13 protein-coding genes and 3 pseudogenes are annotated in these 14,034 nt (G+C 66.9%); 4 read left to right on the top strand and 12 right to left on the bottom strand.

Annotated elements, in window-relative coordinates; translation table 11 throughout:
- Positions 1-315 precede the first annotated feature (315 nt).
- Together AB1673_10910 and AB1673_10905 are read right to left on the bottom strand one after the other, a co-directional pair.
- Positions 316-525 carry an integrase core domain-containing protein gene (locus AB1673_10910; protein ID MEW6154480.1) on the bottom strand — a complete coding sequence of 70 codons (210 nt, stop codon included), beginning with the start codon at positions 523-525 and terminating at the stop codon, positions 316-318.
- Positions 522-707 (bottom strand): hypothetical protein, encoded by a 186-nt coding sequence (locus AB1673_10905; protein MEW6154479.1) that lies wholly within the window; start codon positions 705-707, stop codon positions 522-524. Before AB1673_10905 ends, AB1673_10910 begins: the two co-directional genes overlap by 4 nt.
- 724 nt (positions 708-1,431) lie before the next feature.
- On the opposite strand from AB1673_10905, the pseudogene AB1673_10900 reads away from it, so the two are divergent.
- A pseudogene (locus tag AB1673_10900) lies at positions 1,432-1,611 on the top strand (IS21 family transposase).
- 354 nt (positions 1,612-1,965) lie between these two features.
- On the opposite strand, the gene AB1673_10895 reads toward AB1673_10900, so the two are convergent.
- Positions 1,966-2,199, bottom strand: a complete 234-nt coding sequence (locus AB1673_10895) for a hypothetical protein (GenBank protein MEW6154478.1) — start codon at positions 2,197-2,199, stop codon at positions 1,966-1,968.
- 593 nt (positions 2,200-2,792) lie between these two features.
- On the opposite strand from AB1673_10895, the gene AB1673_10890 reads away from it, so the two are divergent.
- A complete protein-coding gene (locus tag AB1673_10890) occupies positions 2,793-3,680 on the top strand; it encodes a sulfotransferase (protein ID MEW6154477.1) in 888 nt (295 codons plus the stop codon).
- A gap of 125 nt (positions 3,681-3,805) precedes the next feature.
- Here the strand turns inward: AB1673_10890 and AB1673_10885 are convergent, their stop codons facing one another.
- From AB1673_10885 to AB1673_10870, 4 genes and pseudogenes are all read right to left on the bottom strand, one after another.
- On the bottom strand, positions 3,806-4,186 hold the full coding sequence (locus AB1673_10885) for an IS30 family transposase (GenBank protein ID MEW6154476.1): 381 nt from the start codon (positions 4,184-4,186) through the stop codon (positions 3,806-3,808).
- Positions 4,187-4,227: 41 nt separating this feature from the next.
- Positions 4,228-4,680: pseudogene (locus tag AB1673_10880) on the bottom strand (IS30 family transposase).
- 19 nt (positions 4,681-4,699) lie between these two features.
- Positions 4,700-4,804 (bottom strand): annotated as a pseudogene (locus tag AB1673_10875) (helix-turn-helix domain-containing protein).
- A gap of 119 nt (positions 4,805-4,923) precedes the next feature.
- Complete coding sequence (locus tag AB1673_10870; protein ID MEW6154475.1) at positions 4,924-5,796, bottom strand: hypothetical protein; 873 nt, start codon at positions 5,794-5,796, stop codon at positions 4,924-4,926.
- 477 nt (positions 5,797-6,273) lie between these two features.
- Here AB1673_10870 and AB1673_10865 point away from each other — a divergent pair, with 477 nt between their 5' ends.
- On the top strand, positions 6,274-7,452 hold the full coding sequence (locus tag AB1673_10865; protein MEW6154474.1) for a glycosyltransferase: 1,179 nt from the start codon (positions 6,274-6,276) through the stop codon (positions 7,450-7,452).
- 37 nt (positions 7,453-7,489) lie between these two features.
- Positions 7,490-8,266 (top strand): cytidylyltransferase, encoded by a 777-nt coding sequence (locus AB1673_10860; GenBank protein ID MEW6154473.1) that lies wholly within the window; start codon positions 7,490-7,492, stop codon positions 8,264-8,266.
- Between the two features lie 21 nt (positions 8,267-8,287).
- Here the strand turns inward: AB1673_10860 and AB1673_10855 are convergent, their stop codons facing one another.
- From AB1673_10855 to AB1673_10835, 5 genes are all read right to left on the bottom strand, one after another.
- Positions 8,288-9,178 (bottom strand): NAD(P)-dependent oxidoreductase, encoded by an 891-nt coding sequence (locus tag AB1673_10855; GenBank protein ID MEW6154472.1) that lies wholly within the window; start codon positions 9,176-9,178, stop codon positions 8,288-8,290.
- 10 nt (positions 9,179-9,188) lie between these two features.
- Positions 9,189-10,157, bottom strand: a complete 969-nt coding sequence (locus AB1673_10850; GenBank protein ID MEW6154471.1) for a phosphoglycerate dehydrogenase — start codon at positions 10,155-10,157, stop codon at positions 9,189-9,191.
- Between the two features lie 246 nt (positions 10,158-10,403).
- The gene (locus tag AB1673_10845; GenBank protein MEW6154470.1) at positions 10,404-11,372 is read right to left on the bottom strand and encodes a glycosyltransferase family 2 protein; all 969 of its coding nucleotides are present in this window, start codon (positions 11,370-11,372) and stop codon (positions 10,404-10,406) included.
- Between the two features lie 11 nt (positions 11,373-11,383).
- Positions 11,384-12,115, bottom strand: a complete 732-nt coding sequence (locus AB1673_10840) for a hypothetical protein (GenBank protein ID MEW6154469.1) — start codon at positions 12,113-12,115, stop codon at positions 11,384-11,386.
- A gap of 112 nt (positions 12,116-12,227) precedes the next feature.
- Positions 12,228-14,009 carry an ATP-binding cassette domain-containing protein gene (locus tag AB1673_10835; GenBank protein ID MEW6154468.1) on the bottom strand — a complete coding sequence of 594 codons (1,782 nt, stop codon included), beginning with the start codon at positions 14,007-14,009 and terminating at the stop codon, positions 12,228-12,230.
- Positions 14,010-14,034 lie beyond the last annotated feature (25 nt).

The raw sequence follows: 14,034 nt of genomic DNA, 5'->3' as shown, positions 1-14,034 counted from the left end.
AGGACGATGAAGGGCGTGGCGAAGTTGAGCGTGCAGCTGAGTGACCGCCATTGAACGTACCCTACCTTACCCAGAAGCAGTACAGGTTCCGCGTGCAGTCGAGAGAATGATGCGCTCACACGCTTAGCCGGGGGGTGAGGTGTTTCTGAGTTCGAGATAGAGATCCCAATTCGATCAGTCAGCATCGCGGGGTCCTTTGTCGGTTGGGGTTCGGGGGGTGCTGGCGATGGTAGGTGAGGCGGCGCAGACGGGCGGTTTCGAGGCCGGCCTCCCGGGCTCTGCGGATGGGTGCCCCTCGTCCCTCGTGCTCGTCGTTCAGGGTGACGTAGCCAATGCCGGTATGGAGCCGAACACCGTATAGGCGGTGCGGATCACCTCCAGCTCCGCCCGCAGGACAGCGGGGTCGACGATCTTCAGCAGGTGCGTGAACTCGTACTTGAGGTGGCCGAAGAACGACTCGATCCAGGCCTGGTCGGTCGGGGTGCCGGGCCGGGCGAAGTGCTGGTGGATGGCCCAGAGGGTCATGAACTCCCGGGTCGATCGACGCCGGGATCGACGACCTCGTCCTGGCGGGCCTCCACCGCGGCCAGGAGCCCCTCGGCAGCCAGGGCCTCGGCGAAGACCACCTGGACCTGGGTGGAGGTCTCCTCGGCCGAGACGATGTTGGCGACCCACTTGCGGCTCACCAGGTCCTCGATGGCCGTCACCGCCACCCCCCTGTCTGTCATTCCTAAAGGAGCGCCCCAGGTCAAGAGGCGCGGACTCGAAGAGTTCGCACGTTCTCCCCCCGGAGGGCGCCGGTTCGGGAACGTCGGCCATGCCAGAGGGCGCGCGCCGGCAAGGCCCGGACGACTCGCCGTGACGTCGAGGGCGGCCAAGGCCGGCCGCAGGCCGCCCGAAGGGGAAGCCTTGACGGCCCGGTCCAGTGCCCGAGGACAATGGGGGTCGAAGCCCGCCAGGGCTTCGTGGTTGCCCCTGCCGTCGGGGGACGGGGTGCAGGGACGCGTAGCGGATCGGCTCCAGTGACCAGGCGGGATGGTCGGGGCAGCGCCGGCGGTAACCGGGTGCCGGTCATTCCTTCGCCGCGCTGAGCGGCATGGAGATCTCCGACCGCAGCCAGGGAGGGCTCAATCGGACGCTCGACCTCGCCCGAAGGGGGCCTGACAGACAACGAGCTCGCCGCCGGGGCTGCGCCCGGTCCCTCACCCTCCGCCCTGGGCCAGGCAACGGACCTCTCCGTCGCGCAGGTCGAAGCTACGGCCGGAACGCTGTCGCCCGCCAGCTGCATGGGACCACTTTGAGGTGAGTTTCGCCAGCAGCATGGGACCACCCTTTCGCCAGTGATGGGACCACCCGGGAGCATCCCACCCGCGCCGGCGCCGCTGAGGTTGGAGTCGCCACCTGACCGACAAGCGGCCAAGGCAGGTGGCGATGAGCTTCAGGGAGGTTCGAGTGCACGAGATCCGAGAGGTGCTGCGGTTGTGGTTGCGGGGCGACGGCCAGCGGAAGGTCGCCCGGCTGTCGGCGTTGGACCGCAAGACGGTCCGCCGCTACGTCGAGGCGGCGACGGCGTGCGGGCTGGTCCGCGACGGCGGGGAGGGCCAGCTCACCCTGAGCAGCCAGGACGCGCCGCACCGTCGACGGCGACACCCACACCCGTCCAGGTAGGAGCCCCGGTGGGCCAGCTTGCGATGGGAGCGGTCGACCTCAGCCCACTCGTGGTAGATGGCCACGATCTCCGCCTCCTCCTCCTCCAACAGGCCGTGCACGGGCGAGCCGCCGGGGCGGCCGTCCTCGAACTCGACGTCGGCCCGCCGGGCGGCCCAACGGTGGGCTCGGACCTCGCCCCAGCTCGAGCTCCCGGCACGCTCCCCGCCAGCTCCAACCCTCGGCGGTGGCCCGGTCCAGGAGATCCAGCAGCGCCGCCTTGGTGGCCGCATCGACGCGGGCGGGGACCCAAGCCAATCAGCCCCAGCGCCCTTCTCCCTTTACCAGCATGAGCTTGACGGCCAGGTCCTTGAGCGCCTCGCCCAGGCGGGCGGCGTCGGCTCGGGCCGACCCCAGTTCGAAGTCGCGCTCTTTGGTCCGCGCCCCGGGCCGGGAGTTGGCCAGTGCCTCCAGGGCTCCTTCCTTGGCCACCACCCGGGTACGGGAGATGGCGTTGCGGTCGACCTGCCAGCGCTCCGCCGCCTCGTTCATCGTCACCTCGTGGCGGACGAGCTGCAGGAAGATCTCGTACTTCTAGCAAGGCGCTCAAGAAGTGCTTGGCGCGCCGGCCGGCGCGGTCGGTTCCTCCCTCGGGATCGGACATGGTCAGATCGTCCTCCACGGGTCGTGGGGACCCGCGGATGCTGACTACTCCGAGGCCGATCTCTATCGTGAAGTCAGATGCAAACCAGTTGGGACAGGTGGATCGGACGTCCATACTATAACGCGAACGGGCGTAGCCGTCTCCCTCGTGCAATCCGGGTCGTATCGTTGGGGCGCGCACGCGTAAGGTAAGATCAGCTGTGATAGGCACGGCGAGAAGATGGCTTCCGGAGCGCGCCCGCTCCCGACTGCGAAGGCCCGCCGTCTCAATCCTGAACGCAGATTACTCGATAGCATCGGCTACTGGATCCTGGAACAGGAGACGGTCGCGAACGGAGGGTGAGTGGCATGGCCCCCGGTCTTGGGCGAAGGACGCATGTGCTCGCCAGCTTCGCCAGGTTCCAACCTGGGTTTGGCGATACTATGGGCGATCGCGTGCTTAGCCCGCAAGCCATCGGCGGGACGTCGGGAGGGAGGCCCCGATGACCGGAGGGTCCTCGGTCGACCGCCACGGTGCTGGCGTCCGTCGTCCATTTGGCGGGCCCCTGCGTGGCGCCAGGGCGGACATGGTGCGGGCCCGGATGGCACGTAGTATCGCTAGATCTGCGCCACGATTCTCCGAGAGGAGTCTACTGCCGCCACCGATCTTGATTATCGGTTGCGGACGAAGCGGCACTACGCTCGTTGCCGGGCTCGTCGGGTCGCATAGTCATGTGGCGATGTTCCCCGGCGAGGCGAACGAGCTATGGCACCCCGGCCTCTATCCGTGGCATCGAGCGGATGTGGATGTTCCTCCGTTCTGGCTCGATGAGAACAGGTTCCTCGCCTTGTCGAACCCGTCGCCACTCATTCCTAGCGTCCTGGGTGCATTCTGCCTTCTCAGTAAGCATAGGCGGATACTGACCAAGAGCGTGATGGTCTGTGGTATCCTTAATAGGGTCGTATCGATGTTGCCTGGAGTACGCATCGTGGAAGTGGTGCGTAACGGACTCGATGTGTCCCGCTCATACGCTCGAAAGGAGCGTGCGAAGATTGAACGTTACGCCGGTCGGTATGCCCGTTGGAATATCACCAATACTGAGCGCGAGTTAGAGGCCCTTCTATTACGACATTGGGCACGGCAGGTATCCTCAGTTGATGAGGCTAGAATATCGGGACTAGAGGTTCTTCGTGTTGTTTACGAAGAACTCCTTGTAGATCCAGTCCATATTGTACGCGGCATTCTCAATTACGTAGGCCTCGATGACGAGGGTGTAGATGGCGGGCTCTTGAAGCAGGTGAGGAGGGGACCAAGGCCCCCGGTCCTTGATTCTGCCCCGGCTATCGACCCGTCGTCTCGTGAGGTGCTGTGTAGGCTGGGATACCTTTGACAGACGACGCGGGTGGCCATCAACGGCGGCTCATAGGCGTCCTTGATTTCGACTACGGATTCTCCGACTAAGCAGCAGCTCTCCTCTCCGGGAGTATCTAGCCATACCGCCAAGGGTGGGCGAGTTCAACCGGTCATCGCGACAGCGGCATCGTAGACGCTGGCGGCCGTTGACCAGCGGAGGCTGCGGCGAGGCATCGTGTTGATGCGGTGCTCGATGAATCGGAGGTCGGCGGGGCTGTAGACGGCGAGGTTGGTGCCCTTGCCGACGTAGCGGCGCAGCAGGCCGTTGCCGTTCTCGTTGGTCGGGCGCTGCCAGGGCGAATGCGGGTCGGCGAAGTAGACGTCGATCCAGACCAACTCGGCCAGCCGGGCATGGCCGGCCATCTCGCGGCCCTGGTCCCAGGTGAGAGTGCGCCGCAGCGCCTCCGGCAACCGCTCGATGAGCTCGACGAGCCCGGCCAGGGTCGCCTCGGCCCCGTGGCCTCGGGCAGGTCGGCCAGCCACAGGTAGCGGCTGGCCCGGTCGAACACGGTGATGATCGCCGAGGCGTTGCGGGCCCCGATGATCAGGTCGCCCGCCAGGTGGCCGACCTCTTCCCGCCCGGCTGCTGCTGGCGGGCGGGCGCTGATCGGGCTGAACGCCCCGAAGGACCCACGCCGGGTGACCTGGGCTTCTTCACCGCCACGACGGTGCTTGCGGCACCGGCGACGGCGGTGCCGCCCGGTGTGCAGCCCGGCCGGCAGGCCCCGAGAGCCGTGACCGTAGACGGCCTGGTACATGGTCTCGTGGCTGACCGTGCCGGCCACGGGGTGGAGGCCGGCGGCCAGCTCCCTGGCGATGGTCATGGGGGAGTCCTTCGCCCGCAGCCGAGCCTCGACGTGAGCGCCCAACTCGGGGGCGGCCACCAGTGCCGGTTCCTTCGGTCGGCAGCGCTGGCGGTCGGCTCGACTCTGGGCGGCCGCTGCGCGGTACCCGCACGGGCCTCCGTTGCGGCGCAGGTTCGGCGCTCACCGTCGAGCGGTGCCGGCCCAGTCGGGCGGCGATCACCGCCACGGGTTCGTCACGCTCGATCCCGGCGCGGATCTCCTCGCGCGCGGGCAGGGTCAACGGTGCTGCTGGCATCCTGGCGGCCTCCACCGGTCGGGTCGTGTGTCGACAGCGGCAGCCTTGCCGCCATCACGCTCCGACCGGTGGACCTCAGCTACGTGTAGCTGTCACCCCTTGAACTCGCGGTGGTATGGCTAGTGCGGGATGCAAAGCCTGGTCGTCTCGTCGACCAGTGCTGCAACGGCATCGCCGGCGGTGCCCCGATTGGCCAAGTGGTGATTGAGGTATCCCGCAAGAGCGTCGGGCTCCTGTTCCGCGTACATCAGGTCCTCCAGATCTGCCGCCGGATCTCTACTTGGGTCTATAGCGGTCGCTACTCTGGCTTCGAGGAAGTCGTGAACGTAACCGGAGCGGGGGACTGGGACCACGCCGAGACGGGCCCCGAGCATCAACGCTTCCAGTCCGCTCGTTGATCCGTTCACGAGGACGGCGTCGGCCGCTGTCATGAGGGCGTGGGGGTCGACATCGAGGACTAGCCGCGACCTGGATCTCAAGCCCGACTCGTTGAGGACTCGTTCGTATCCTCGAACGTCCTCTCCCCGGTGGGGCTTGATGAGAAGGCGGAGGCCCCGTCGGTCAGCGACGGGGACGAGCCCTGCGAGGAGCTGCGCTACGGACGCGAGCTTCTCGTCAGTGGTGCAGTGCCCACCTGGCTTGTCGACCGGAGTGGTGAGGAACGCAAGGAGCGTGGTGCAGTTCGCTGCGTGGCGGACGCGGAGCTCAACTGCGGCGGGAGCGTAGATGTCTCGTGCATAGGAGTCGTAGCGGGGACTTCCAACGGCGTGAATGCTGGCCGGAGGGGCGCCGACCTGCGAGAAGTATGGTAGGTACGCGTCACCCCAGGCCGCGATCGCGCTCGCTCCCCGTGATCCGTAGAAGGCTACTCGCGATGGAGGCAGAGGGAGCAGAATTCCCTCTTGCATAAGTACCCATGGGATTCGCCTGATACTGAGCGTCTCGACGTACTGTCGGAGGGGGTAGGCGATGTCGTTGGGAACGACGACCACGTGGGGTCGAGTGTCGTCCAGGATCCTGGTAATCGCTGGCTTGATCCGGAGATGCCACGCGACAGTACGCGCTGCATCCCGTGGCCAACCGGTCGGGTTGGTGAGTCCTATCACACTCGCCCGAGTGCGATCCGAAGGCTCGCCAACCTTCACAAGGTGAAGGCCATTGACCGTGTCATCGGGTGTCACCTCCCCACGAAGCTCGCAAAGGGATACGAATCGGCAGTGGTGGCCGGCGGTGGCAAGCCGAGCTGCGACCGGCTTCATCATGGCCCAATGGTGCCGGGGGTTAGAAATGACAAAATCGATTGAGGCCATTAGCCCGGATCCTTCGCGCACACGGATCGCGCCGTTGGTGTCATCACTCTACGGTTCTGGCTCGGCTGGAAGTCCACAGTCTATCCCCCCTTCCCATCCCGCCTTGGGCGGACTGGTCGCACGCTAGCACAGCGACGTGATATCAAGACTGGTCTCAACATGTCTTGGTTGCCGTGGGAGTCGGTCCATGCCCATGATACTGTCGTCGCTACGATGCGACAGGGTGGGGTGAGCAGCCAGCAACGGCTCCTGATGGTCCGAACAAGGATGGGTGAAGGCGGCAATGACCGCGTTGCCAGTACCCTTCTTCGAGAGCTTCCTCGAGACCGATTCGCTGTCGATCTCGCTGTTCTGCGCACTGACGGACATTTCATGACTGCCGTGCCCGGAGACGTCGCCGTCCATTCTCTGGGTGAGATCAGGCTGTGGCGGGCGGTGGTTCCGCTTGGGCGGCTCGTCCAACGGCTGCAGCCGGATGTCGTGTTCTCGATGTCGAATGGCACCAATATCGTCGCGATCGCGGCCCGAGCCCTGTTCAGGGGCTCCTACCGGGTGGTCCTGTCGGAGCGGAACTCGATGATTCGCGCCGAGTATCGCGTGAAGAACTGGGTGCTGACCCAGCTGAAGCGGCTCACCTACGCACGGGCCGAGGTTGTCACGGCCGTCTCGGAGGGTGTCGCCCGCGAATTGGTTGACCATGTGCGAGTCGCCCCGGAGCGCGTTCGGGTCGTGTACAACCCCGTCGTCACTCCGGATGTCTCGAGCTTGGCAGCCGAGCCGGTCGACCATCCCTGGTTCGCCGCAGAGACGCAGGTGATCCTCGGCTGCGGGCGTCTGGTCCCGCAGAAGGACTTCGCCTCGTTGATTCGGGCCTTCGCCCGAATCCAGGTGTCGATTCCCTACGCAAGGCTTGTGATCCTGGGCGAGGGTAAGGAGCGGCGCCGTCTGGAGATGCTCGCGAGGGAGCTGGGGGTGTATTCGGCCGTCTGGTTGGCGGGCTACCAGACCAATCCCTTCAAGTTCATGGCCCGAAGTAGCTGCTTCGTCCTCTCATCCAGACACGAAGGGTTGCCGGGTGCCCTGATTCAAGCGATGGCCTGTGGCGCGGCGGTTGTGTCGACCGATTGCCCGTCGGGGCCGAGCGAGATCGTGACTGACGGGGTTGACGGCCTTCTGTGCCCGGTTGGCGATATCCCGCTACTGGCTGGCGCAATCGAGCGTGTTCTCGGGGACCGGGAGCTACGAGAGTCGCTGGGCGCGAACGCGTTGACGAACGCGCAGAGGTTCCATCTCGATCGCTCGTTGGGCCGCTACATCTCGGCACTCATGGACGGGTAGCCGGACGGGGTCGGATGACGAAAGGCGAGGTGATGGTGTGGCGATCTGCGCGCTGATGCTTGGTCGGGACGGCAGCCGGGGGTTTCCTGGCAAGAACGTCTATCCCCTGCTCGCACGACCGATGATGGCCTACCCGATCCTGGCTGCACGGAGGTCGCGCCACGTCGACCGCATCTACGTCTCTACAGACTCGCCCAGCATCCGAGCTGTTGCCGAGGAGAACGGTGCGGAGGTCATTGACAGACCGACCGAGCTTTCGACTCACGAGGCGCTCGGCGAGGACGCTTTCCTGCACGGCTACCGGGTGATCCAAGACCGGCTGGAGGGAGAGGGCAACACGCTTGAGTTCATGGTGTTGCTCTTCTGCAACGCGCCGACCGTCTCGCCCGATCTCATCGACGCGGGCATCGACGTGCTGCGTGGCGATGCCGGTCTCGACTCCGCGGTCTCCGTGTCCCGCTACAACATGTGGAGCCCACTACGCGCACGGAGGATCGGCGAGGATGGGCTGCTGCAGCCCTTCGTTCCCTTCGAGACCTTCGGCGATCCCGCAAGTCTCAACTGCGACCGCGACTCGCAGGGCGACGTCTGGTTCGCGGACATGGGGGTTTCGGTGGTCCGGCCCCAGTGCCTCGAGCGGATGTCAGAGGGGATGCTGCCGCAGAAGTGGATGGGGAGAAGGATTTACCCGCTGATCCAGACCGGGGGACTGGACGTGGATTACGACTGGCAGCTCCCGATGGCCGAGGAGTGGCTAAGGCGGAACGGCTACGGCGCCGACAACGAGAACACCGACAGCGCCGGCGAGCCGTAGCGAGGCCACCGACTAGTGCGCTCAGTAGGCGCGCGTTACGTTCCTCGCGAGGCTGTCATGGATCTCGCCGAGGATCTCCAAGAGTCCCTGGCCGAGGTCGAGGTAGGGATTGGCAACCACCTTCTTGGCGACCCGGGGACGGAACGAGTAGGGCGTGACGTCGTAGTGCTCGCCCGAGACGGCCCCTCGGTAGCGGACGGGGGTGTCATCACCCACCATCTCCTGCACCATCCGCAGCAGGTCTCGCACCTTCATGGGGTGGTGACCGGTCAGAACGAGAACCTCGTTGGCAAACTCGTCACCGAGTGCCTCCACGCTGAGGCGGGCGGCGTCTCGAACGTGAATGTACTCACGCACTTCCTCGCCGTCGCCAGCGTACTCGATGCTGCGGTTCACCATGGCCCCGTGGAGGACCCGGTAGATGCCGTTGCGGGTGTCGGAGCGGGGCCCGTAGAGCGAACCGAAGCGGAGAATTGTGTACTCAAGCCCCCGGACGCGCTGATAGCTCTCGACGACCATCTCGGACGCCTGCTTGCTTGAGCGGTAGAAGGATCCCGCCTGGCTGTAGACGTAGACAGAACTAGCGAAAAGGAACCGCCGGACGGCGTTGCGGCACGCCGCCTCAGCTATGAGGGTATTGCCGAGGACATTCAGACGGATCGTGTCGACGGGTCGCGCCTTGGCCTCATCGATGTCGGCGATGCCGGCGAAGTTGTACGCAACCTCACAGTCCGTCATAACATCATCGATCAGGCCCTCGTCCATGATGTCGCCAACCACGGCAGTCTGTTCGGGCCGAAGGTAGGGCGATTCTCGCGTATCAAACACTATGACATCGTGCCCGGCGTCGGACAACGCATCGCAGACGTGGCTCCCCAGGAAGCCGGCCCCACCGAAGACGACCGCTCTCATGGGGAGTCGCTCAAGTGGTGGTCGCCATTGGGCCGGGGGACACTCCGGCTGCCGCTAGGCCTCGCAGGAGATTGTCGACGGCCTCCTGCTCCATGGCAAGCCGGCACTCGACAGCGTAGGAACCCATGTGGCAGGTCAGGACGCAGTTGCGGGCGTTGAGCAGTGGTCCTCCGTACGGCTCTTGGTGGAAGGTGTCGCACGCGGCGCCTGCGAGGCGTCCGGAGTCGAGAGCCGCGACGAGGGCCTCCTCGTCAACGAGCTCACCCCGCGCCGTATTGATCAGCAGGGAGTCGGGCCGCATGAGCCCCAAGCGACGTTCGTCGAGCAAGTGGTGCAGATCCAGCGTGTAGGGGATGTGGAGGGTGACAATATCGGACTCTGAGAGGAGCGAATCCAGCGACGAGAGCCTGACTCCGTGGGCGTCAAGGAACTCTACCGTCGGTGGCAGCGGGTCGCACGCGACCAGGTCGCAGCCGAACGCGTGGAGAAGGGGGGCGAGCCGGCGGCCGACGCGCCCAAGGCCGACGATTCCCACCGTCTTACCACCGAGAAGCCGACCCATCAAAGGGGCCCAGGTCCCGGCCCGGAGCTGGTGGTCGGCTTCACTGACGCGCCGCAGGACGTCGATCATCAACCCGACCGTCAGCTCGGCCACCGACTGGGGCAGCGCCCCGGGGGCGATGTAGACGGACACGCCCGCCTGTCGTGCGGCGTCGAGATCGACGTTGTCGATACCGACGCCGCACCGGGAGATAACCCGCAAGTCGGGCGTGCCGGCCAGGACCGACGCTGAGAGCGGGCTCGTGCCGGCGATCACACCGACGGCGTCTTGGAGGAACTCCCGACTCTCCAGCTCGGTCAGCTTGCGACCGAAGGGGTTGACGGCGACCTCAAGGTCCGCTGCGAGTAACTGCTGGTGCGGTGGCTCTGCAGGGCTTGCGAAGGTCGCCGTCGTGATCGCTACTTTGTGTCGTGCCATCTACCATCCCATCGCCCAGACCAGCCATTGACACAGTCGATGGTACTGGTCTGATCTCCAATCGCCTAGTGTCGAGGGTCAGGTCAAAGGCCCCCAGAGTAGTGACGCACGTCGCCTCGTTGTGTTCGCGCACGCCCTAGTCAGCTAATCCGGCGAGCGGAGGAGCTCGACGGCTCCCAGACGCACCCCCAGCGGCTACGCGCGTAGGACTTCTAGTACCCGTCAGGCATCGGTGAGCGGCCCGGATCAGATTTCGTCGCTACGGTCCGAGGGACTGGACGTAGCCCTTCTCCCCGGCCAGCGCCGGTACGCCCGTATCATGCCCGCCGCATGGCCAGACGCTTCACGCCACGCGTCACCGGTCGGCCTGGCCATGGCAAGGAAGAGACGACCGACGAGATCGACCCCGTGCCGGCCCCAGAACCGCGCTTCCTGGCTGGTTGTGCGAGCAGGAACTAGGTCGACAAACAGGAATCGACTATTGATTACCTGATGAGCCATCCCGTCCCACGCCGGCGGGCGACCAGCACGGGCTTGGAGGTGCTCGAAGCGTGCCGCGCCCAGATCGAAGATCCGCCATTGGTGCCCGGCGCGGAGCGCGAGATGGAAGTCCTCGTTGTACGAGTACGTATGGAAGTAGGGCGAGAAGCGGTAACCCTGGTCGAAGACGGCGCGTCGCCAGACCGCGCAACCGCTACCGACGACGTCGACCCGCCGCAGCTCTTCCCCGGGGTCCTCACAAATCCTCGAGAAGATGTGACCGCTGCCCCAGTCGAAGGTGCCAGCCAACTGCCCTCGCCTGGTGCCGAGCCACTTGTGGATGGCCCACCGGAACCGGCGGAGCTGGTCACGAGGCGGATTGAGGAGGCATCCGGCGATGCACCCGGTGTCGCCCTCGGAATCCTGCGCGAACGCCGCCAGGATTCGCTCGAAGAAGGCCGGCGCGAGCCTGACGTCGTCGTCGATCAGGGCCACGAATTCTCCGGATGCCATGTCGATACCGACATTGCGCTGAAGGGCGGCGCCCCCCGTGGCCCGCAGATAGGTCACCGGGAAGGGCAGGTCCTCAGCGTCCCTAACGGCGCCCTCGGTGCGCAGATCGCCGGGAGGCGAACCATCAACGAGGATCAGCTCGTCGGGGAGGGCCGTCTGCGCCGCCAGATTGGCCAGCATCCCGGCCACCTCAGCGGGCCGGTCGAAGGTGGGGGTCACCACCGATAGCCGTCTCATCGAAGCAGCGTCTCCAGCATATCGACGCACTCGGCGAGCGCCTCGGGGCGCTTGGGGCGCTGCAGCCGCCAGGCGGGCCGGCTAGCCAGGTGGAGCAACGTCGCCGCCCGGGCGGGGCCTAGCGGCCTCAACGCATGGGGCGCCATAAGGCTGACGCGCTCTGCGGGGGGCACCGGATCGAGGGCCACGACCGGTCCCGCGCGCAGTTCGACCCACCCCCGGAAGGGAACGGCCAGGGGCACCACGTCGACGTGCAGGCGACCCCGCTCCCCGTTGCGGACCCGGGTCGTCACCTGGGCCTGGCCCACCAGCGCCGCCGCATCCGGGCGGAGGTCGAGGGTCCGAGGACCGGCCAGGGCGGTGAGCCCGTCTAGGACCAGGAGGTCGTCGGCGAGGATGGCCGCCCCACGGCCCGCCAGGGCTGCCAATAGGGTCGTCTTCCCTTCTCCCTTGGCTCCAACGATCGCCCAAGCCCCTTCTCGCGAGATGAACCCTCCGGCATGGAACGCTGCCCGCCCAAGCCACAGGGCATAGGCAGCTGCCACCCCGACGAGACCGGGATGAACGACCACGTCGCCGCCCGGTGCGACGTCGCCGGCGAACGTGGCCCGGCCGGAGACTCGGTCCACCACGTAGTGGGTGCCGTAGAGGAAGGGCCGGCACAGCCGCTCGCTGGTCGAGGCGAAGGCCGGCGGTTGCCCGTTCACGACCGTCGTCTCGATGCTCACCGGGGGCCAGCTTGCCGATCCCTCACCGACCCGGAGGAGCTGGTCGGTCAGCGGCGGGACGAGGACGGGACCACCGAGACGGAGCCCATAGGCCGCCCACGGAAACACGAGGCTACGAACCCGGACCGAATAGCGCGGTGAAGGGCCCGGCCGCCTTCGTCAGCTCCACGTGGGTGCCCGACTCGACCAGCCGGCCCTCGTGCATCACGTAGATCCTGTCGGTGCTCAGAAGGCTCTCGGCCCGGTGGCTCACCAGGACGACGGCCCGGTGGGCCGCCATCTCCCGGATCTCGCCGTAGAGCTGCTGCTCCGCCCGGGCGTCGAGGGAGGCGGTCGGCTCGTCGAGGATCACCAGATCGGCGTCGCGGAACAGGGCCCGGGCCAGCGCCACCCGCTGCCACTGCCCGGCCGACAGCTCCGCTCCCGCCTCGAAGGCCCGGCTGAGCACGGTGTCGTAGCCGGCCGGCAGCGCCGCCACTATGCCGGCCGCCCCGGCCCGCTCAGCCGCCTGGTGGATCCCGTTATGGTCGTCGACCCGCTCGACCCGCCCCGTGCCGATGTTGAGGGAGCTTGAGAGCTGGTAGCGGGCGTAGTCCTGAAACAGCACGGCGGTGCGATCCCGCAGCAGGGGGGTGTCGCCCGGGCTCACCGCCGCGCCGTTCCACTCGACCGCCCCGGTCGACGGGGAGTAGAGCCCGCACAGCAGCTTCACCAGCGTGGTCTTGCCGGAGCCGTTCTCGCCGACGAGGCCGATGACCTCGCCGCGACAGATCTCCAGGGAGACATCACGCACAACCGGCTTCTCGCAGCCGGGGTACGTGAACGTCACGCCGTCCAACCTGAGCCGGTCGAGGACCGGGAGGCTGCCCTCGGGTTCAGGCCCCGGCGGCCACTCGGCGTCGAGCGCCCGGATGTCGTCGAGGAACACCGCCGCCTCCATCAGCCCGCCGACCCCGGTGGCCAGCCCGTTGACCCGTTGGGACAGCAGGATGAGCCCGAGGAGGGCGGCGCCCGCGGCCGCCAGGTCGAGGCGGCCCAACTGGACCAGCCAGCGCACGGCGACGGCGGCCCCGATCAGGCCGAGAACAGCCATCCCCGCCGAAAGGCACGCTCTCCACATCCGGCGGGCCACCAGCTCGGTGATGGCCCCGATGCGCCGGCGATAGAGCTCCTCATAGGCGCTGCGCACGTAGCCCACCAGCCCGTAGGCCCGCACCTCCTTGCTGTACTGGACGCTGCTCAGCACGTCCTCCAGGTGGAGCCGGCGGCGGTCGTCGGCGGTGATGCGCAGAGCCAGCGCGTAGGTGTCGCCGGTGTTGCGGCGGGCGACGAGCAGGACGACGGGGAGCGAGACCAGGCCGACCGCCACGAGCAGGGGCTCGATCAGCAGGAGGGCGATGGCTACGCCTCCCGTGATCGCCGCGCCCGCCATTGCTGACACCAGCCCGACGGCGAACTGCATGGGGCGCACCAGGGCGCTGGCCCGAGCCCGCTCGAGGCGGTCGTAGAAGGCGGGGGAGTCGTAGGCGGCCTGGCTCACGCGACCGGCCACGTCGAGCACCATGCCGGTGGCCCGCCGAGCCGTCTTCTCGGCTACCAGCCGCTGGCGCTCGGACTGTACGGCCAGGCCCACGAGCACGAGGCTGTGGAGCACTAGGACGGCCACGATCCACGGCAGCGCGTCGCCTAGCCCCACCCCCCGCCGCTCGGCTTCCAGCAGCTCGGTCAGCGCCCTGCGGGCCACGAGGATCTCGGCCAGCACGGCCATGCCGGCCACCACCTGCGCTACGGCCAGGACCACGAACTCACGGGGCGCCGCCCGCCACACCATGCGGACTCCGGCCACGATCGACCTGATCATGCCCAGCCGGCCCGGGCGGGCCGTCGACGTCATCGACCTGTCAGGCGGCATCGACCTG

Source organism: Actinomycetota bacterium (genome assembly GCA_040754375.1).
Lineage (GTDB): Bacteria > Actinomycetota > Acidimicrobiia > Acidimicrobiales > AC-14 > JBFMCT01.
Note: the sequence above shows the minus strand (reverse complement) of the source record. Positions and strands in the feature narration are given on the sequence as shown.

Coding starts and splice junctions, on each gene's coding strand:
- AB1673_10910 (MEW6154480.1), bottom strand. CDS start 525: ATGACCCTCTGGGCCATCCACCAGCACTTCGCCCGGCCCGGCACCCCG.
- AB1673_10895 (MEW6154478.1), bottom strand. CDS start 2,199: ATGAACGAGGCGGCGGAGCGCTGGCAGGTCGACCGCAACGCCATCTCC.
- AB1673_10890 (MEW6154477.1), top strand. CDS start 2,793: ATGACCGGAGGGTCCTCGGTCGACCGCCACGGTGCTGGCGTCCGTCGT.
- AB1673_10865 (MEW6154474.1), top strand. CDS start 6,274: ATGTCTTGGTTGCCGTGGGAGTCGGTCCATGCCCATGATACTGTCGTC.
- AB1673_10855 (MEW6154472.1), bottom strand. CDS start 9,178: ATGAGAGCGGTCGTCTTCGGTGGGGCCGGCTTCCTGGGGAGCCACGTC.
- AB1673_10850 (MEW6154471.1), bottom strand. CDS start 10,157: ATGGCACGACACAAAGTAGCGATCACGACGGCGACCTTCGCAAGCCCT.
- AB1673_10835 (MEW6154468.1), bottom strand. CDS start 14,009: ATGACGTCGACGGCCCGCCCGGGCCGGCTGGGCATGATCAGGTCGATC.